General features: G+C 33.7%; 19 protein-coding genes. 9 read left to right on the plus strand and 10 right to left on the minus strand.

Going from position 1 to position 17,105, the window contains the following annotated elements:
- The first annotated feature begins 48 nt into the window (after positions 1-48).
- The 8 genes from B0A67_RS02015 to B0A67_RS02050 all read left to right on the plus strand — a co-directional run bounded on the left by B0A67_RS02015 (position 49) and on the right by B0A67_RS02050 (position 6,762).
- The gene (locus B0A67_RS02015) at positions 49-2,208 is read left to right on the plus strand and encodes a TonB-dependent receptor (protein WP_072963673.1); all 2,160 of its coding nucleotides are present in this window, start codon (positions 49-51) and stop codon (positions 2,206-2,208) included.
- A gap of 417 nt (positions 2,209-2,625) precedes the next feature.
- Positions 2,626-3,249 carry a hypothetical protein gene (locus tag B0A67_RS02020; RefSeq protein ID WP_072963676.1) on the plus strand — a complete coding sequence of 208 codons (624 nt, stop codon included), beginning with the start codon at positions 2,626-2,628 and terminating at the stop codon, positions 3,247-3,249.
- Positions 3,250-3,270: 21 nt separating this feature from the next.
- The gene (locus tag B0A67_RS02025) at positions 3,271-4,629 is read left to right on the plus strand and encodes a histidine kinase (RefSeq protein ID WP_072963679.1); all 1,359 of its coding nucleotides are present in this window, start codon (positions 3,271-3,273) and stop codon (positions 4,627-4,629) included.
- A complete protein-coding gene (locus tag B0A67_RS02030) occupies positions 4,629-4,928 on the plus strand; it encodes a 2TM domain-containing protein (protein WP_072963681.1) in 300 nt (99 codons plus the stop codon). The genes B0A67_RS02025 and B0A67_RS02030 overlap by 1 nt, the downstream gene beginning before the upstream one ends.
- Positions 4,929-4,930: 2 nt before the next feature.
- Positions 4,931-5,260: a 2TM domain-containing protein gene (locus B0A67_RS02035; RefSeq protein WP_072963684.1), complete on the plus strand. Its 330-nt coding sequence runs from the start codon at positions 4,931-4,933 to the stop codon at positions 5,258-5,260.
- A 2-nt stretch (positions 5,261-5,262) separates the two neighbouring features.
- Positions 5,263-5,568, plus strand: coding sequence for a 2TM domain-containing protein (locus B0A67_RS02040; RefSeq protein ID WP_242670910.1), 306 nt, complete (start codon positions 5,263-5,265; stop codon positions 5,566-5,568).
- A 19-nt stretch (positions 5,569-5,587) separates the two neighbouring features.
- Positions 5,588-5,956 carry a 2TM domain-containing protein gene (locus B0A67_RS02045; RefSeq protein WP_072963690.1) on the plus strand — a complete coding sequence of 123 codons (369 nt, stop codon included), beginning with the start codon at positions 5,588-5,590 and terminating at the stop codon, positions 5,954-5,956.
- Between the two features lie 38 nt (positions 5,957-5,994).
- Complete coding sequence (locus B0A67_RS02050; protein WP_072963693.1) at positions 5,995-6,762, plus strand: LytR/AlgR family response regulator transcription factor; 768 nt, start codon at positions 5,995-5,997, stop codon at positions 6,760-6,762.
- A gap of 171 nt (positions 6,763-6,933) precedes the next feature.
- Here B0A67_RS02050 and B0A67_RS02055 read toward each other — a convergent pair whose 3' ends face one another.
- The 3 genes from B0A67_RS02055 to B0A67_RS02065 are packed head-to-tail and all read right to left on the minus strand — an operon-like array spanning position 6,934 to position 9,795.
- A complete protein-coding gene (locus B0A67_RS02055) occupies positions 6,934-7,959 on the minus strand; it encodes a COX15/CtaA family protein (RefSeq protein ID WP_072963696.1) in 1,026 nt (341 codons plus the stop codon).
- Positions 7,960-7,977: 18 nt separating this feature from the next.
- Positions 7,978-9,405, minus strand: a complete 1,428-nt coding sequence (locus tag B0A67_RS02060) for a CCA tRNA nucleotidyltransferase (RefSeq protein ID WP_072963699.1) — start codon at positions 9,403-9,405, stop codon at positions 7,978-7,980.
- A 15-nt stretch (positions 9,406-9,420) separates the two neighbouring features.
- Positions 9,421-9,795: a GxxExxY protein gene (locus B0A67_RS02065; RefSeq protein WP_065451400.1), complete on the minus strand. Its 375-nt coding sequence runs from the start codon at positions 9,793-9,795 to the stop codon at positions 9,421-9,423.
- A gap of 402 nt (positions 9,796-10,197) precedes the next feature.
- Here B0A67_RS02065 and yaaA point away from each other — a divergent pair, with 402 nt between their 5' ends.
- Complete coding sequence (yaaA, locus tag B0A67_RS02070) at positions 10,198-10,956, plus strand: peroxide stress protein YaaA (protein ID WP_072963702.1); 759 nt, start codon at positions 10,198-10,200, stop codon at positions 10,954-10,956.
- A gap of 181 nt (positions 10,957-11,137) precedes the next feature.
- On the opposite strand, the gene B0A67_RS02075 is transcribed toward yaaA, so the two are convergent.
- The 7 genes from B0A67_RS02075 to B0A67_RS02105 all read right to left on the minus strand — a co-directional run bounded on the left by B0A67_RS02075 (position 11,138) and on the right by B0A67_RS02105 (position 17,093).
- A complete protein-coding gene (locus tag B0A67_RS02075) occupies positions 11,138-12,724 on the minus strand; it encodes an MDR family MFS transporter (protein ID WP_072963705.1) in 1,587 nt (528 codons plus the stop codon).
- A 4-nt stretch (positions 12,725-12,728) separates the two neighbouring features.
- Entirely contained in the window at positions 12,729-13,808 is a 1,080-nt protein-coding gene (locus tag B0A67_RS02080; RefSeq protein WP_072963708.1) for an HlyD family secretion protein, read from the minus strand.
- Positions 13,809-13,820: 12 nt separating this feature from the next.
- Positions 13,821-15,140 carry a TolC family protein gene (locus B0A67_RS02085; RefSeq protein ID WP_072963711.1) on the minus strand — a complete coding sequence of 440 codons (1,320 nt, stop codon included), beginning with the start codon at positions 15,138-15,140 and terminating at the stop codon, positions 13,821-13,823.
- A complete protein-coding gene (locus tag B0A67_RS02090; RefSeq protein WP_072963714.1) occupies positions 15,130-15,759 on the minus strand; it encodes a TetR family transcriptional regulator in 630 nt (209 codons plus the stop codon). The genes B0A67_RS02085 and B0A67_RS02090 overlap by 11 nt, the downstream gene beginning before the upstream one ends.
- Positions 15,760-15,899: 140 nt before the next feature.
- A complete protein-coding gene (locus tag B0A67_RS02095; RefSeq protein WP_072963716.1) occupies positions 15,900-16,217 on the minus strand; it encodes a type II toxin-antitoxin system RelE/ParE family toxin in 318 nt (105 codons plus the stop codon).
- Positions 16,208-16,450, minus strand: coding sequence for a hypothetical protein (locus B0A67_RS02100; RefSeq protein ID WP_072963719.1), 243 nt, complete (start codon positions 16,448-16,450; stop codon positions 16,208-16,210). Before B0A67_RS02100 ends, B0A67_RS02095 begins: the two co-directional genes overlap by 10 nt.
- A 118-nt stretch (positions 16,451-16,568) precedes the next feature.
- The gene (locus tag B0A67_RS02105; RefSeq protein ID WP_072963722.1) at positions 16,569-17,093 is read right to left on the minus strand and encodes a hypothetical protein; all 525 of its coding nucleotides are present in this window, start codon (positions 17,091-17,093) and stop codon (positions 16,569-16,571) included.
- Between the last annotated feature and the right edge of the window lie 12 nt (positions 17,094-17,105).

A 17,105-nucleotide genomic window follows, 5' to 3' on the forward strand; every position in this document is an offset into this window, starting at 1 on the left:
TTTTAACTAAAACTGTTAAAATATATTTGCCTCATCAAAACCAATAAAATGAAAACCAACTTTACTTTATTATTGCTATTATTGACTTCTTTTATTTTTGCCCAAAACACGATTTCGGGTAAAGTGACAGATCAAAAAGGGAAACCGGTTCCGGGCGCCAATATTTATTTAGACGGAACTTATGACGGAGCTACAAGTTCTGAAACAGGAGAATTTTCTTTTGAAACCACCACAACGGGAAATCAGACTTTAGTAGTGAGTTTTTTATTGTATGAAACATTCAAAAAAGAAATAGAGGTTACCAACTACAAAGATCAAACGGTAAAACTTAGAGAAAACGTAAATGCACTTGATGCAGTTGTAATTACTGCGGGAACATTAGAATCAGGTGATAAGGCAAGAGTTTCGGTACTTAAACCTTTAGATATTGTGACAACTGCCGGTTCTGCCGGAAATATTATTGCTGCTTTGCAAACCTTGCCTGGAACACAAACTGTAGGCGAAGACGGACGTTTGTTTGTTCGTGGAGGTGAAGCCAGCGAAACCCAGACCTTTGTAGACGGACTTCGTGTAGCGCAGCCTTATGGCGCAACAACGAATAATCTGCCAACACGCAGCAGGTTTTCGCCTTTTTTGTTTAGCGGAATTGCTTTTTCTACCGGAGGTTATTCAGCTGAATATGGCGAGGCTTTGTCAAGTGTTTTATTATTGAATACGCAGGACGAACCGGATCAGAATAAAACGGATATTGCCTTAATGACTGTGGGGCTAGGAGTGGGAAATACGCAAAAATGGAAAAAAAGTTCGTTTAGTATCAATACCAATTATATTAATCTGGCACCTTATCAAGCAGTAATTCCTCAAAATGTAGATTGGAATAATCCGTACCAGTCTTTGGGTGGCGAAGCAGTTTATCGGTACCATTTCGAAAGGGGGATTTTTAAATTATATGCCGCTTTTGATGCTGAAAAATTTGACTTAAACCAGAAAAACGTAAATTTTGTAAACCCGGTCAGAACAAATTTAAACAATAATAATTTTTATTTTAATGCTTCTTATAAAGGCGATTTCGGAACCGGATGGCAAATTACGTCAGGAGTTAGTTACGGTTATAGCAATAACAAAATAAAATATGATATCAATGATGTTGACAGTAATGAAAATGCGGCTCAGCTGAAATTGAAAGTAAGAAAAAATGTGTCTAACTATTTCAAATTATCATTTGGGGCGGATTATTTTATCACAAAATACGATGAAAATTTCAACGATAATATTTCGATAAAAGCATCAAACGGTTACGATTCAAATATCGCCGCTTTTTATACAGAAGGAGATATCCTATTCTCAAAAAAACTCGCACTGAAAATTGGTTTCAGACTTTCGAATAACAGTTTATTAGACGAAACCAATATTGCGCCAAGAGCTTCTATGGCATATAAAGTCTCTAAAAATAGCCAGTTTTCGTTTGCTTACGGAGATTTTAGCCAGACACCCGTGGTGGATTATATTAAATATTCTAAATACCATCAGTTCGAAAGTGAGAAAGCCAGGCATTATATTCTGAATTATCAGTTTACGAAACCGGGTCAGACTTTCAGGGCCGAAGCATATTATAAAGATTACAGCAATTTAGTTCAGTATGACACAAAAGATATTCAGTATAATTCGGTTTTCAATAACAACGGTTCGGGTTATGCAAAAGGATTGGACTTGTTTTGGAGAGACAGTAATTTATTAAAAAACTTAGAATATTGGATTTCGTATTCCTATATCGATTCAGAAAGGCAATACAAGAATTTTCCAATGATGGCGACGCCTAATTTTATTGCCAATCACAGTTTATCCATTGTTACGAAATATTTTATCACGGATTGGAAATCGCAAATAGGTTTCACCAACAGTTATAGTTCAGGGCGTCCGTATAATGATCCGAACCAGACGCAATTCATGAACGGAAAAACAAAGTCATATAATAGTTTGGGTTTTAACTGGGCGTATTTATTAACTACTCAAAAGATCCTGTATTTCTCAGTTTCGAATGTACTGGGAAGCCAGAATGTCTTTGGTTACGATTATGCAAAATTACCGGATGCCAACGGAGTTTATAACAGACAGCCGGTTGTACCAACCGCAGACCGATTTTTCTTCGTGGGCTTCTTCTGGACAATCAGTGAGAATAAGAATGAGAATCAATTGAAGAATCTTTAAGAAGGTTCAAAGTTACAAAGGTTCAAAGTGACAAAGGTTTTCCAAGCCTGGATTAAAAAATAAATAAATTATATAAGTAATTAACAATGCTTTAGAACTAAAAACAGTACAAACTTTGAAGCGTTTTACGCCTTTGGAGCTAAAACATAAAAACCTTTGAGCCTTTGCAACTCTGAGCCTTTGAACCTCAGGAACAACAATTCAGTCATCAAAATCAACAACTCAGTATTATTTAGTTTTAAAACAATAAAAAGGAGCCTACTTTTGAAGTATAAATAATGAGTTCCTAAGTTGCTAAGATTCTAAGACGCTAAGAAAAAACTTAGAGACTTAGCTCTTTAAAGACTTAGAAACTTTAAAAAAAAACTTAGCGAATCAGAACCTTAGTAACTTAGAACCTTAAAAAAAAAAGAAACCATGACCAAGATTATTACAATGCTTACTTTATTTATCTGCGGTTTATTATCTGCACAAACACAATTTGAACAAGGAATGACTAAGGCTTTCGGGCTTTGGAAAGAAGGAAAAAATACTGAAGCTTCTGCTTTATTCGAAAGAATTGCTGCGGCAGAGAAAACAAGTTATTTACCTAATTATTATATAGCCTTAATCAATACTACAGCTGCGTTTAGCGAAAAAGATAAAACAAAGATTGATTTGTTGCTGACAAAAGCTCAGGATGCACTTGATGTTGAATTGATAAAAGACCAAAACAATGCCGAGTTATATGCCATGCAGGCTTTGATTTATACGGCTTGGGTAGTGGCGGACCCAATGACAAACGGAATGAAATATTCGGCTAAAGTAATGGAAGCGTATGCAAAAGGAAAAGCGATAGATCCTAATAATCCAAGAATTGTTTTTGGTGAGGCGGATTACCAATTAGGCGGAGCAAAATGGACGGGTGTTGACACTAAACCTCTTTGTGTACAAGTTGATAAAGCTGTTGAACTTTTCGCTACTTTTAAACCTGAAACGCCTTTTTCTCCAAAATGGGGCTTAGACAGAGCTTTGGAAACTCAAAAAAATTGCAAAAAATAAATTTAATATAAGCGGATTGTAATGAAAGATCATAGAAGCACATATGCAGATTTGAAAAGTGGAACAATTGTATCATTCAAAATTTCTGTGATCTTTACGATACTATTTTCCGCTTGTTTAGGGAAAGATTTAAACATTCAGAACGTTCTTATTACTTTTTTTATAAGCTGTCTGTATTCTTTTCTGGTAGGTTTTGGAAATGGATATATTAATGTGCTGCTGGACAGAAAATGGAATTGGTTAGAGCAGACTAATTTAAGAGTATACTACGGAATTTTGGTGACAGTTATGTACACGGTCCCGGTAGTACTAGGAATCAATTATTACATTTTTGTTTATCTTCAGAATTTGCCTTTGGATAAATTCTTTAGCGAAAGAATGATCTGGATCCATTTGTTTTATATCATGCTGGCTTTAGGAGTTTCAACTTTTATGCAAGCCAGAAGTTTCATGGTGCAGTGGAAAAAAGCTTCAAAATTTGAAATTACGCAACAAAAGATTATCGCAGGAACTGCAAATGCGAAATTCGAAAGTTTAAAAAATCAGATTGATCCGCATTTTCTTTTTAACAGTTTGAATGTTTTAAGTTCCTTAATCGAAGAAAATCCGGATAATGCGCAACGGTTCACTACTTCATTGTCTAAAATTTACCGCTATGTTTTAGAGCAAAAAGACAAAGAACTGGTTTCAGTTGAAGATGAATTGTCTTTCGCAAAAACGTATATGAATCTGCTGAAAATGCGTTTCGAAAATAGTCTGTTTTACGAATTGCCTGCGACAGATATCAATCCGGATGCAAAAGTGGTTTCGTTATCATTACAGCTTTTACTCGAAAATACGGTAAAACATAATGTAGTGAGCGAGCAGAAACCGCTGCATATCAGAATTTTTATTGATGGGGATTATTTGGCCATTCAGAATGATTTTCAGAAAAAAGAAGTTTTGCAGGACAGGCAAGGAGTTGGTTTACAGAATATCGTAAATCGATACGGGATTATAACCAACAGAAAAGTCCTGATTGAACAAAATGAGCAAAACTTCACAGTCAGGATTCCAATTCTAACCAAACAAGTTACAGTTATGGAAACAAGTGCAGAATATAACGATGAAAACAAAGCTTATTTCAGAGCTAAAAAAAGAGTAGAAGAACTAAAAGGTTTTTATGGGAATGTTATTTCATATGTTTGTGTGATTCCATTCTTAGTTTTTATAAATTTTAGGTATTCTCCTGGATTTCAATGGTTTTGGTTTTCGGCTTTAGGCTGGGGATTTGGAGTCGTAATGCATGCTTTTAAAGTGTTTGGTTACAGCTCAGATTGGGAAGAACGAAAAATAAGACAGATTTTAGAAAAAGAAAAACAACAAAAAAGCTGGAAATAATGGAACCAAATTATACTGAAGCAGAACGCTACTACGAGGCTCAGAAAAAAGTAAAAGAGATAAGAGGATTTTACGGGCATTTAACGGTTTATCTTCTTTGTAATCCAATTGTAATAGTGGTCAATCTTATGACATCACCGGGCTATTTATGGTTTATTTGGTGTTTGCTGGGTTGGGGAGTAGGATTGATTTCTCACGGATTGAAAGCTTTTGAATTTTCACCGTTTTTTAATAAAGAATGGGAAGAACGAAAGATTAGGGAAATTTTAGAAAAAGAAAATAAACCAACCTGGAAATAGTCATGGAAAACAGTTTTAATAATGATGCGGAAGAATTCGAGCTTAAAAAAATAGCCAATAAAAAAGTAATAAAACTAAAAGCATTTTATTCACATGCATTTATTTATGCTATTGGAGTAATTATTTTTGTTTTAAAAGAATATGCAGGATTCCATTTGAATTTCTTACCGTTTAAATATTTAAATTGTTTTGTAATGATAATTTGGACAACCGTATTTTTAGTTTCTGCAATAGATGTATTCGCTTCTTTTAAAATTTTTGGAGAAGAGTGGGAAGAACGCAAAGTGAAAAGCATACTGGACAAAAAAAATAAAAAAACAAAATGGGAGTAATCATGGAAGTAAATTATAATGAAGAGGATAAATATTACCAAGCAAAAAAGAAAGTAGAAAGTATAAAAGGATTTTATGGAAACCTGACTTCTTTTCTAATGGTAAACACGGTTTTGATTTTTATCAATTTATATACTTCGCCAGAACATTTATGGTTTTACTGGCCACTAATGTGGTGGGGATTTGGAGTTGTTTTTCACGGATTGAAGGTTTTTGAAGTATTTCCGGTTTTAGGAAAGGGCTGGGAAGAAAGAAAAATAAAAGAACTCATGGAAAAAGAAAAACTGAATAAAAACAAATGGCAATAATTTATTAAATTATAAAGAAATGGGACGATTTAAACAACGCATGTACGAAGATTACAGACATGAATTTAGTACAGATGAAAGTTATAATGCAGCATATAAAAAAGTGAAAAGAATCAAAGGTTTTTATTCGCATTTGAAAGTTTATATTATAGTAAATGCTTTTATCATTATTTCAAGTCTGAACAAAGGATATATCGGCAATCACTTTGAAGTGAGAGGTTTTAATAATTGGGAAATCTATTCGACAGCATTTTACTGGGGAATTGCTTTATTGATTCATGCCTTTACAGTATTTGGTCCTGATGTCTTTTTCAGCAAGGATTGGGAGCAAAAGAAAATCCAGAAATATATGGAGAAAGAAGCTCAGAACAAGAATAAATGGGAGTAACTTTAAATTAAAAATTTCAATTTTTTGCATCGTATTAAATGACCACATTAATAATAGAAGACGAAAAACCGGCAGCGAGATTATTGCAGCGCAAACTCGAGAAGTTAGATATTGCAGTAGCCACCATGCTGCACTCTGTAGAAGAATCGATTCATTGGTTTTCTAATAATAAGCATCCGGACCTGATTTTTCTGGACATTCAGTTATCAGATGGTTTGTCGTTTGAAATTTTCGAAAAAATAAACATTCAAAGCGCTATTATTTTTACAACGGCTTATGATGAATATGCCCTGAAAGCATTTAAATTGAATAGTATAGATTATCTTCTAAAACCTATAGACGAAGATGATTTAGAAGTTGCCGTCACTAAATTCAGAACCCGAATTCCTAAGGCAGATTCAGGAAATCAAAATCTTCAGCTTGATTTTGAACAAATACGTCAAATGTTATCCAATCCTTTTGAGAAGAGTTACAAGAAACGATTCACCGTTAAAATCGGGCAGCATCTAAAAGTGATTACCACAGATGAAATCGAATGTTTTTTTAGTGAAAACAAAGGAACTTATATTCATACTTTCGATAACAGAAATTATCTGATCGATACTACATTAGAAGTTCTGGAGCAGGAATTAGATATGAAAGATTTCTTTCGTGTAAGCCGTAAATTCATTGTTCCGCTTACGGCAATAAAAGAAATTCAGGTGTATACAAACTCCCGTCTCAAAGTTATTTTACCCACTTATAAAGAAGACGAGGTAATTGTAAGCCGTGAAAAAGTACAGGATTTTAAGGCCTGGCTGGAGTAAAAAAGATACAATTAAAATTTCAACGGAATTAATCTCAAACTTTGGGTAGATTGGTCTATGGGTGAACCCGATTAAAATCCGGTTTAAACATATAAAATTAGATATATGCATATTATAGACAAACAAAAAGATCCTTCGAGAGAAGGATCTTTTTGTTTGTCTAATGTTTATCTATTTGCTTAAACGGTGCAATGTAAAAGTCATGGCACTTAAAAGGAAAAAAGCCATAATCTGGTGAATTAATCCTAAAGCCAGTGGTACGCTGTATAAAAGTGTAAAAACCCCTAATGCAAACTGAATAAATACAAAAACAACTAAAGTTTTAATTCCGTTTTTTTGAATTCTGTTAAGTGAGAATTTTGTGCTTCTGTAATATAAAAACAAAATAAAAGCGACAACCACATAAGCAAAAGTTCTGTGTACGAATTGAACACCGCTTTTACCTTCGATTAAGTTCTTTACCAAAGTTGGCTGCTCAATAAAAACAGAATCGTGTATAAATTCCCCATCACTCATTAATGGCCAGTGATTGTGTATTAATCCCGCATTTAAACCCGCTACAAAACCGCCGTAAATAATCTGGATTAGCAAAGCAATCAAGGCGAATCGTGCTATATTGCGAAGCGGAATTACTTTAGTAATAGTTCTTTCCGGATAAATTAAATCCAATGCTACCCATAACGTATAAGCGAAAGTGATAAAGGCGAAAGTAAGGTGTAAAGAAAGTCTGAAATGACTAACATCCGGATTGTCGATTAATCCGCTGCGAACCATAAACCATCCAAGAAAACCCTGAAAACCTCCCATTGCCAAAAGAACGATACATTTTTTGATAGTAGCACGATCCAGTTTCTTTTTGATTAAAAAATAAACGAAAGGAACAAAGAAAACCAAACCAATGATACGGCCAATAAAGCGGTGGAACCATTCCCAGAAGTAAATAAACTTATAATCGGCTAATTGAAAATCGTTGTGAATATTAATTTTTTGATACTCAGGAAATTTCTTGTATTGCTCGAAAGCTTCATTCCATTTGGCATCCGTCAAAGGCGGGAAAGTGTCTGTAACCAAATGCCAGTCGGTCATGGATAAACCTGAATTAGTCAATCGCGTGATTCCTCCCACAACAACCATTAAAAACAATAAAACACAACCTGATAGTAACCAAATGATTACTGATTTATTCTCTTTTTTCATTTTATTAACTTCTTATTCTTAAACTTTTTTTAATCCAAGTTTTTCTGCTCTCTTAATAATAAAATCATAAGCAGCCTGATATTCATTCGGAATATCTCCTTCTAAAATAGCTTCTTTCACCGCTTCTTTCAACACTCCAATTTCGCGCGAAGGTTTCAAATCGAAAATTGCCATAATTTCTTCACCGGAAATTGGTGGTTGAAAATTACGAACATGATCTCGTTCCTCAACTTCAATAATTTTCTTGCGAACGATTTCAAAATTCTTATGATATTTTTTAAACTTCGACGGATTTTTGGTTGTAATGTCGGCTTCGCACAATGTCATTAAATCCTCTACATCTTCACCGGCATCAAAAACCAAACGACGCACTGCGCTATCCGTTACAATATCCTGCGCCAATACAATCGGACGCGAACTCATAATAACCATTTTTTGCACAAATTTCATTTTATGGTTTAATGGCATATGCAGGCGCTCAAAGATTTTTTTAGCCATTTTACCTCCTAAAAATTCATGTCCGTGAAACGTCCATCCTTGTTTCTTGTTGAAACGTTTTGTTGGCGCTTTACCAATATCGTGCAACAAAGCCGACCAACGTAACCAGACATCATCTGTATTAGGGCAAATATTATCAACGACTTCCAGTGAATGATAAAAGTTGTTTTTATGCGTATGACCTTCAATTTCTTCTACCTGATTCAAAGCTGTTAACTCAGGTAAAATAATATCTAAAAGCCCGGTTTGATATAAAAGTAAAAATCCAGTTGAAGGTTTATCAGTTGATAAAATTTTGTTTAATTCATCAACAATTCGTTCCCCCGAAATGATTTTGATTCTGTCAGCATTTTTGGTAATTGCATCAAGAGAGTTTTTCTCGATTTCGAAACCCAGCTGATTGGCAAAACGAATTGCGCGAAGCATTCGCAATGGATCATCAGAATAAGTGATGCTGGGATCTAAAGGTGTTTTGATGGTTTTATTTTCTAAATCAGCCAAACCATTGAACGGATCAGAAAGATCGCCAAATGTTTTTTCGTTTAGCGATAAAGCCAATGCGTTTATGGTAAAATCACGGCGATTTTGGTCGTCTTCCAGCGTTCCGTTTTCGACAATAGGATTTCTGCTGTCAAAATTATAAGATTCTTTTCGGGCACCAACAAACTCGATGTCAGTATCTTCAAAACGCAACATCGCTGTTCCGTAAGTTTTGAAAACCTGTACTTTTGGTTTTTTAGGAAGTAATTCAGAAACTTTCAAAGCCAATTCGATGCCACTGCCAACAGCAACCACATCGATGTCTTTTTTAGTACCCCGGTTTAAAAGCAAATCCCGAACAAATCCGCCAATAACATAACTGTCGACATTCAGTTCCTGAGATGCTTTCGAAATGATTTCGAAGATTTTATTTTGTAATGCTGTTTTATAGTTTGTTTGTATAGCCACGAATTCACTAATTTTTTATAAAATAATACGTTTGTGTTCAAGTGAGACAGAATTAAAGTTTGCTAAAATTGCCAAATGGGTTTTTGAAACCTTTAAATAATTTAGACATTGCGAAATATGTTTGGGATGTAAAAAATCACTTGATTTTATTTCAAGTATAATTTTATCAAACAAAACAAAATCAGCATAGAATCTATGATTCAATATTGTGTCTTTATAATTTACTAAATATTCTTTTTCTCTTTCAAATGGAATATTTGCTTTTCTAAATTCATATTCTAAAGCATCTTTATAAACGATTTCAGAAAAACCTCCACCTAAATTTCTATGAACATCAAATAAAATTCCCATTATCTGATAACTTTCCAGTTGATATAATATTTTTGTCATACTCTAATTTTTTTTCGCCACGAATTCACGAATTTTTTTAAATTAATGATTAAAAAGTTAATTTGTGAATTCGTGGCTAATATTTAGAATGCAACTTTCAATTTTATATTGAAATGTTATTTGGAATTTTATAGCCGCAAATTTACAACATAGAAAATGCCTATTACAATCTATCGTTTACTTTTTTGAACAAATTCATAGTTTCAGGTATCAAATTTTATTAAAACAAAAGACTTCACGCTGAATTTCACGAATCATAATCAATAAAAAAAGAAATTCGTGAATTCGTGGCGAACAAAAAACATCCGTCTGGTTGATTTATATACCTATCAAACAAATCAATTGTAATAACATATTTTTAAAATTTCAATTTGTATTTTTGAATCCTATAAAAACGCACACATGAAAATTGTTATATCGCCGGCGAAGTCATTAAATTTCGAAAAAGAATTACCAACTGCTCAATATACGGAACCTGCTTTTTTAAAAGAAGCACGTCAGGTTCATAAAGTTTTAAAAGAAAAAAAGCCAGCTGAACTATCTGAATTAATGTCGATCTCAGATAAATTATCCGACTTAAACTGGAAAAGAAACCAGGATTGGAAAACTCCTTTTACGCCTGAAAATGCGCGTCCTGCCATTTATACTTTTGATGGAGACGTTTATACAGGTTTAGATGCCTATACAATTCCGCTCGAAAAATTAGAAGTTTTACAAAATAAACTTAGAATTCTATCCGGTCTTTACGGTGTTTTAAAACCATTAGATCTAATGCAGGCGTACCGATTAGAAATGGGAACAAAATTACCAATTGGCGAATACAAAAATCTGCACGAATTCTGGAAACCAACCGTTACTAAGGCTTTAAATAAAGAATTAGAAAAAGGAGAATTGTTCGTGAATTTAGCCAGTAATGAATATTTTTCGGCAGTTGATATTAAGGCACTAAAAGTTCCTGTAATCACTCCGGACTTCAAAGATTATAAAGACGGAAAACTTAAAATAATAAGTTTCTTTGCCAAAAAGGCGAGAGGGATGATGGTGCGTTATATCATCGATACCAATGCTGAAACCATTGACGACTTAAAAGGTTTTAATTACGAAGGATATCAGTTTGATGCGAATCTTTCTGAAGGAAATCATTTGGTTTTTACGAGATAGTTTTTTTTTTGAGGTTCTAAGGTTCTAAGATGCTGAGGAACTAAGTTTTTACTAGAGAGTCGAAGACTGGGGCTATATTGTAGGCAGGGATTTTAATCCCTTCAGATTATGCCATTATTATTAAATAAAAAAGCCGGACTAAATAAATAGTCCGGCTTTTCCGTATTATAAACAATTATTATTAATGCATTGCATCAGCAGGATTAATCTTGTTTTTTCCTTTTTTAATGAAAAATATAATCGGAATACAGCATAGGAACATGATTCCTAAGTACATGAAAATATCAATGTATGACATTACTGTACTTTGTTTTAAAACAGCATAATCGATAGCTTGATAAGCTTTTTTAAGTGCTACGTCTGCACTATAGCCTTTAGCTTCAAAAGCTCTTTGCATTCCTGCAATGCGTTCCTGAACCTGATGGCTTGTAGGATCTAAATTGTTGATCAGATTTACTCTGTGTTCCTGACTAAAACGGGTTATAAATGTCGTAATAATCGCGATACCAAATGATCCTCCTAATTGACGCATCATTCCGGTAAAAGCAGCTCCTTCACCAATATGTTTTCCTTTTAAGGTAGAAAGCGAAAGCGTTGTGATAGGTACAAAAAGCAGTCCTAATCCAATTCCTCTTAAAATCAAAGGCCAGTACATATGTTCAACACCAGTATCAGGTGTCATACGCGTCTGCATCATAAAGGTAAAAAAGAAGAATACCAAAAATCCAACCCCAACCATATAACCTTGCGGAACTCCTTTTTGAATCATATTACCCACAAATGGCATCATGATCGCTGTTGTAATCGAACCCGGAATCAATAATAATCCGGCATCAGTTGCTGTCCATCCTAAAACAGACTGCGTGTAAATTGGAATAATTAAAGTTGATCCGTATAAACCGAAACCAAGAATAAAACACATTACGGTTCCAATTCTTAAATTCCCGTCTTTTAAAACACTTAAGTTTACAATTGGGTATTTATAGGTGAGCTCTCTCCAGATAAATAATACCAATCCAAGAACCGTTACCACACTTAAGGTTACGATCGTTGAGTCGTTGAACCAGTCGTCTTGCTGGCCATGCTCTAAAACGAATTGTAGTGATCCAATAAAAGCAGCCAATAATATGATTCCCCACCAGTCGACCTGATTGGCTTTTAGTTTTTCTCCGTATTTCGGGCTTCTTACGAAAGTAATTGCCAAAATAGTTGCAATAATTCCTAACGGAATATTGATATAGAATATATAAGGCCACGAATAATTATCTACTAAATATCCTCCTAAAGGCGGACCTAAAGTTGGTCCCACAATTACACCCATTCCGTAAATAGCCTGTGCCATACCACGTTTTGCAACCGGGTAACTTTCGGTAATAATGGTTTGAGCTGTTACCAGCAAGGCACCACCACCCATACCTTGTACAAACCTGAAAGCAACCAATTCCCAGATATTAGTGGCATTTCCGCATAAAAAGGAACAGACTGTAAACAGTATGATAGAAGCCACAAAATAATTACGTCTTCCAAATTGTTGCGAAAGCCAACTCGTCATCGGAATTACAATAACATTCGCAATTGCGTATGCTGTAATTACCCAAGCCACATCAGTCAAAGTAGCACCAAGGCTACCTCGCATGTCTGTTAGTGCTACGTTTACGATCGTGGTATCTACAATTTCCAACAGTGCACAAAGTACTGCAGTAATCGTAATAATCACACGTCTGTAACCGTATTCTACTAAATCGTCATCTCCTTGTACTGCTGTCATTATATTATTTTAAATGTACGTCTACGTCAACATTCATACCTGGTCTCAGTAATTTTACTTTTTCAGGATCGTTCGATTCATCCAGACTAATTTTTACCGGTAATCTTTGGATTGTTTTTACGAAGTTACCTGTTGCGTTATCAGGAGGTAATAATGAAAAACGAGATCCTGTCGCAGGAGAGAAAGAAGTTACGGTTCCTTTGAATTCATAGTTAGGATAAGCATCTACTTTTAAACTTACTTTCTGACCCACAATCATTTTGTTCAATTGAGTTTCTTTAAAGTTTGCTACAACCCACGCTTCATTATTATTGATGATGTAAAACAAAGATTGTCCCGGTTGAACCAATTGTCCCGGCTGAATGTCTACTTTAGAAACCTGACCGTCAATTGCTGCAGTTACAACAGTATATGTTAAGTTTAAATGAGCAACATCCAACATTGTTTTAGCTCTTTTGATATTTGCAGCAGCAACTTCAGTTTGTTTGTCAGAAACTTTAGATTTTGATTGAATTACTGATTTTTGGTAAGAACTTGCTCTTTGTTGTTGCTCTAAAACGCGAACTTGATTTTCAGCCTCTTCTTTTGAAGATAATGCCTGCTCATATTGCTGTTTGGTGATCGTATGTGTTTTGTACAAATTATTGTAACGGTTATAATCGTTTGTAATTTGTCTTAATCTAATTTTGGCACTTTCGATAGATCCGGTTGCAGATCTCATGTTAGCATCAGAAACTGAGATGTTTGCATTTGCGCTTCCAATGTCAGCTTTTGCAGCTTCGTATTGTCCTTCAGCACCTAATAAAGCAGCATTAGCTTCATCAATTTTTAATTGGTAATCTCTTTTATCGATTGTAAATAAAGTATCTCCTTTTTTTACAAAGTCATTATCTTTTACATACACTTTGCTAATATATCCTGATACTCTGGGAATAATTGGATTCATTTTTTTCTCGATCTGAGCATCATCTGTTTCTTCGTGAGCCTGGGAGTGCAAGTATTTTGTTATTCCGTATGTTCCGCCCACTAAAACCAACACGGTTAGTATAATGATGAATTTAGTATTTGTTTTTTTCTTTTCCATGAGAGCTATCGATTATATTTTAGAAAGATTGAATGATTGTGATAATTGTCCTGATACTGAAAGTAATTCGTAATATTTTTGAATAATTGTAGCTTTAGATACAGCAGTATTTATTTTAGCGCTTAATTGCTCAACATCGGCTTCGACCAAATCATTGGTATCAGCTAAACCATTATCGAATTTATCCTTTACAAGTCTGTAATTTTCAGATGCCTGTTGAAGCGCTTCGTCATAAACCACACTTTGATTTATAGCTAGGTCATAATCTTCTATAGATTTTTGAACCTCAACTTTAATACGGTCTGTCATTATGGCTTCTGTATTTTTAACTTCCAAAGATCTGCTTTCAGCTTCTCTTACGTGAGCACTGTTTTTGTAAATTCCGGAGATATCGTAAGTTAAACCCAGACCAAAGTTCATCGCATATTTTACAGTGATAATATCTTTAAGATCCAGAGCAGTATAACCGCCAAGTAATGCTAAAGTAGGATAGTAGGCTGCTCTTGCCACTTTAATATTTGCTTCAGAAGCTTTTTGTTGAAAACGAATCGCTTCCAGGTCTTTTCTGTTTTCTAGTGCTAAAGCATCAGATGTTGGAGCATTACTGGTTTTTAAACTAAAGAAATCAGCTTCGTTAACCTGAAGTTTTGTACTCGGGTCCATCTTCAGTAGAGTAGTCAGATAAAAATTGATGTTATTAAGATTGTTAGTCGCTTCATCAATTGATAATTGCGTTTTTGAAACCAATAATTGTGACTTTAATAAATCATTTCTCGGGATGATTCCGTTTTTCTCTAATTCTGTAAAATCAGTAACACGCTGTTTAGCGCTTTTTTGATTTTCATTTAAAACATCCAAAGTTTTTTGAGCTTTATACAGTGCTGTATAATAAGTGATTACCCTTAAAGCAACATCTTCTTTTGTTTTAGCAGCATTTGCATTTTCAGCTTCATATAAATTATCAGATGCGTTAATGCTATTTTGAATTTTAAATCCTGCAAAAAGAGGCAGACTTAAATTGGCCATTCCAAGCATTGCTCTGTCAGGAGATGCTAAAGATGCATTTTCGCCCTGATTTGGCATGTCAATCGATGCTTTGGTAAGGCGCTGGTATTGACCGGAAACTTTAATATCCGGATACTGATTGTTTTTTACCGATTGTAATTCGTACTTTTTTGTGTTTACCTTAGTACTGGCAAGAGTAACGTCGTTACTTTTTTCCCAAGCCAACTTAACGGCTTCGTCTAAGGTTAAACTTGTTTTTTCTTGTGCTTCTATTGATGAAATTCCGATAAAGAAAATACCAAAGAGCATTAATTGATTAATTTTCATAAACAAGTAGAGCTTTTATAGTTTGTTGAATGTGCTTTGTAAGACTGTTTTTAATGTAATCATTATACATTGCTTCTGTTTTTAGATTCAGTAATTCTTCGAAGAAAGGTTTGTTCATATGAAAGTGAAAAAAAGTTCCAATAATAGTTGGAGTGATAAGCGGAATGATAACATCTTTCCTAAAAACTCCTTTAGCCTGACCTTGCGCAATAATGCTTTCAACAGATTTTAGATTTCCTTTTTTCAGTTCTGTAAAGGCAATGAAGCTTTTTTCTCTTTTTTTTGCATTGATCTCAAAGTGTAAGACTCTGAAAATCCCTTTGTTACAACTAATTCTGTTGATGTAAATTTCGATTAATTTATTGACTTTATCTAAAGGTTCCAGATTTTCCAGCAATAAATTTTCGAGTTGTAGTTTTAAATCAGAAGTTTTGTAAATGATTAGCGCTTCAAGTAGTCTTTCTTTTGAACCAAAATAATACGAAACCATGGCAATATTAATTTTGGCATGTTTTGAAATGTCTCGTATTGAAGTACCTTCGAATCCTTTTTCGGAGAAAAGCTTTTCAGCTACCTCAAGAATTTGAATTTTTTTATCGTTTAATTCGATGTTGGACATGATATTGTTTCTAATCGGGTACAAAATTAAACAAGCGTTTAAATTAAACAGTCGTTTAATTTTATTTTAACATAATTTTAACAGAAAACCTTGTAGTGGATTTACTGTGTTTTTTGGTTAAAATGTTAGAAGGGAATCACTTATTTTCCTAGTGAAAGCATCTGAGGATTTTGCCTTGTGTCAAAGATATTAGAGATAAATACTATCTGTTTGACTTCATCAATCCAATAAATGATTTTGTAATTTTTAAAAACTAAATATCTGAAATCTTCGGTTCTTTGAGATAAAAATTCTTCTTTTTGTCCGCCATAAGCGTTGATTTCTAAAGATAACGAGAGGTCAATTATGCCGTTTATTAAAGTTTGAGCGACTCTTATTCCGGCTTTAAATTTGTAATACTCAAAAATGTCTTCAAGTTTATTTTCTGCAAATTGAGTCCAATAGACAGTTAACCCCATTTTTGAATTTTAGATTTTAAATCTTTTGCAGATATAATTCTTGCATTTTTGGCATCATCTAAAGACTGATCAATTTCTTTATTAAATTGTTCAATATTCATCGATTTCATTTCCTGATCTAAAAGTTCAACTTTCTGTTTATGAAGTAAGTTTTCGAGATGAATAACTATTTCTTCACTTTGAAGTCTTAGAAATTCCTGGACGAAAGATATTTTACGGGCTTCTAAATCCATAATAATTGATTTTATTCAAATGTACAAAATAATTCTAAATGTTATTTATTCCTGATCTTTCCATCCTTATTTTTAACTTTTAGTTAATCGTTGTTAAAATGATTTTGAGATCAAAATGTTATAAACTTCTTTTGAAAAAATAAATTCGTCCATCATAGTAATAAGCCAATTCGTGGTAATTGACTATTTCAAAAAAATAACTTCTATGAGCTTTTAGGGATGTTACATATTTTCTTCCATCTTTATAGCCGTAAAACCAAGATGTACATCTAATATCATCGCTACTTTTTACTAATGAATACTTTGGTTTATCTATTTTTATATTTTGATTCAGAAACTGTAATGATAATAGCGAATCACTAATTAATAATTGATGACCAATTTGAGATTGAATTAGTTGTTCATCTGCCATTGTGCCTCCAATTTTGGCAATCGAATCTAATTTCCAAATTCCAAATATTTCTTTTATATTTTTAGGCTGGATAGTATCGTTGGCATTTTTCATATCAAGCAATATATCTTTATAATGGAAGTTGGGTTCCTGAATTGATGTAGCTTTATCTATCAATTTTGAAGTGTTTTTATTATCCCTGCAGGATACTATAATTAAAATCATAATTATAGATAAAGCTATATTTTTCATTTTCTTTTTTTA

The sequence above is a fragment of the Flavobacterium aquidurense genome, assembly GCF_002217195.1.
GTDB lineage: Bacteria > Bacteroidota > Bacteroidia > Flavobacteriales > Flavobacteriaceae > Flavobacterium > Flavobacterium frigidimaris.

Bases quoted from the DNA above. Each gene is read 5' to 3' on its own strand.
- B0A67_RS02015 (WP_072963673.1), top strand. From the start codon at position 49: ATGAAAACCAACTTTACTTTATTATTGCTATTATTGACTTCTTTTATT.
- B0A67_RS02020 (WP_072963676.1), top strand. From the start codon at position 2,626: ATGACCAAGATTATTACAATGCTTACTTTATTTATCTGCGGTTTATTA.
- B0A67_RS02025 (WP_072963679.1), top strand. From the start codon at position 3,271: ATGAAAGATCATAGAAGCACATATGCAGATTTGAAAAGTGGAACAATT.
- B0A67_RS02030 (WP_072963681.1), top strand. From the start codon at position 4,629: ATGGAACCAAATTATACTGAAGCAGAACGCTACTACGAGGCTCAGAAA.
- B0A67_RS02035 (WP_072963684.1), top strand. From the start codon at position 4,931: ATGGAAAACAGTTTTAATAATGATGCGGAAGAATTCGAGCTTAAAAAA.
- B0A67_RS02040 (WP_242670910.1), top strand. From the start codon at position 5,263: ATGGAAGTAAATTATAATGAAGAGGATAAATATTACCAAGCAAAAAAG.
- B0A67_RS02045 (WP_072963690.1), top strand. From the start codon at position 5,588: ATGGGACGATTTAAACAACGCATGTACGAAGATTACAGACATGAATTT.
- B0A67_RS02050 (WP_072963693.1), top strand. From the start codon at position 5,995: ATGACCACATTAATAATAGAAGACGAAAAACCGGCAGCGAGATTATTG.
- B0A67_RS02055 (WP_072963696.1), bottom strand. From the start codon at position 7,959: ATGAAAAAAGAGAATAAATCAGTAATCATTTGGTTACTATCAGGTTGT.
- B0A67_RS02065 (WP_065451400.1), bottom strand. From the start codon at position 9,795: ATGACAAAAATATTATATCAACTGGAAAGTTATCAGATAATGGGAATT.
- yaaA (WP_072963702.1), top strand. From the start codon at position 10,198: ATGAAAATTGTTATATCGCCGGCGAAGTCATTAAATTTCGAAAAAGAA.
- B0A67_RS02075 (WP_072963705.1), bottom strand. From the start codon at position 12,724: ATGACAGCAGTACAAGGAGATGACGATTTAGTAGAATACGGTTACAGA.
- B0A67_RS02080 (WP_072963708.1), bottom strand. From the start codon at position 13,808: ATGGAAAAGAAAAAAACAAATACTAAATTCATCATTATACTAACCGTG.
- B0A67_RS02085 (WP_072963711.1), bottom strand. From the start codon at position 15,140: ATGAAAATTAATCAATTAATGCTCTTTGGTATTTTCTTTATCGGAATT.
- B0A67_RS02090 (WP_072963714.1), bottom strand. From the start codon at position 15,759: ATGTCCAACATCGAATTAAACGATAAAAAAATTCAAATTCTTGAGGTA.
- B0A67_RS02095 (WP_072963716.1), bottom strand. From the start codon at position 16,217: ATGGGGTTAACTGTCTATTGGACTCAATTTGCAGAAAATAAACTTGAA.
- B0A67_RS02100 (WP_072963719.1), bottom strand. From the start codon at position 16,450: ATGGATTTAGAAGCCCGTAAAATATCTTTCGTCCAGGAATTTCTAAGA.
- B0A67_RS02105 (WP_072963722.1), bottom strand. From the start codon at position 17,093: ATGAAAAATATAGCTTTATCTATAATTATGATTTTAATTATAGTATCC.